The 1,179-nt window shown below is 50.8% G+C and carries 1 protein-coding gene; it reads left to right on the forward strand.

The window, feature by feature from the left end; all coding sequences use genetic code 11:
- Positions 1-1,170 (forward strand): elongation factor Tu (gene tuf / locus CWS43_RS27110; protein ID WP_101080212.1); only part of this gene is annotated, 1,170 nt, incomplete at its 5' end.
- Positions 1,171-1,179 lie beyond the last annotated feature (9 nt).

Consider the following 1,179-nt stretch of genomic DNA (forward strand, 5'->3'; position numbering starts at 1 on the left):
TTTGAACGTACAAAACCGCACGTTAACGTTGGTACTATCGGCCACGTTGACCACGGTAAAACTACCCTGACTGCAGCAATCACTACCGTTCTGGCTAAAACCTACGGCGGTTCTGCACGCGCATTCGACCAGATCGATAACGCACCAGAAGAAAAAGCTCGTGGTATCACCATCAACACTTCACACGTTGAATATGACACCCCAGCTCGTCACTACGCGCACGTTGACTGCCCAGGGCACGCCGACTACGTGAAAAACATGATCACCGGTGCTGCTCAGATGGACGGCGCGATCCTGGTTGTTGCTGCAACTGACGGCCCTATGCCTCAGACCCGTGAGCACATCCTGCTGGGTCGCCAGGTTGGCGTTCCTTACATCATCGTGTTCCTGAACAAATGTGACATGGTTGATGACGAAGAGCTGCTGGAACTGGTAGAAATGGAAGTTCGTGAACTTCTGTCTATGTACGACTTCCCAGGCGACGACACTCCGGTTGTTCGTGGTTCAGCGCTGAAAGCACTGGAAGGCGACGCAGACTACGAAGCAAAAATCATTGAACTGGCTGGCTTCCTGGATTCTTACATCCCAGAACCAGAACGTGCAATCGACAAGCCATTCCTGCTGCCAATCGAAGACGTATTCTCCATCTCCGGTCGTGGTACAGTTGTAACCGGTCGTGTAGAGCGCGGTATCGTTAAAGTCGGTGAAGAAGTTGAAATCGTTGGTATCAAAGATACCGTGAAATCAACTTGTACTGGCGTTGAAATGTTCCGCAAACTGCTGGACGAAGGCCGTGCAGGCGAGAACGTTGGTGTTCTGCTGCGTGGTATCAAACGTGAAGATATCGAACGTGGTCAGGTTCTGGCTAAACCAGGCTCAATCAAACCACACACCCAGTTCGAATCAGAAGTTTATATTCTGAGCAAAGATGAAGGTGGCCGTCATACTCCATTCTTCAAAGGCTACCGTCCACAGTTCTACTTCCGTACAACTGACGTGACCGGTACCATCGAACTGCCAGAAGGCGTTGAAATGGTAATGCCAGGCGACAACATCAAAATGGTTGTTACCTTGATCCACCCAATCGCGATGGATGACGGCCTGCGTTTCGCAATCCGTGAAGGCGGCCGTACTGTAGGCGCTGGTGTTGTTGCTAAAGTTATCGCTTAATCGCTGATA

Origin of the sequence: Rahnella sp. AA (genome assembly GCF_002834385.1) — a bacterium.
In the GTDB taxonomy this organism is placed as follows: domain Bacteria; phylum Pseudomonadota; class Gammaproteobacteria; order Enterobacterales; family Enterobacteriaceae; genus Rahnella.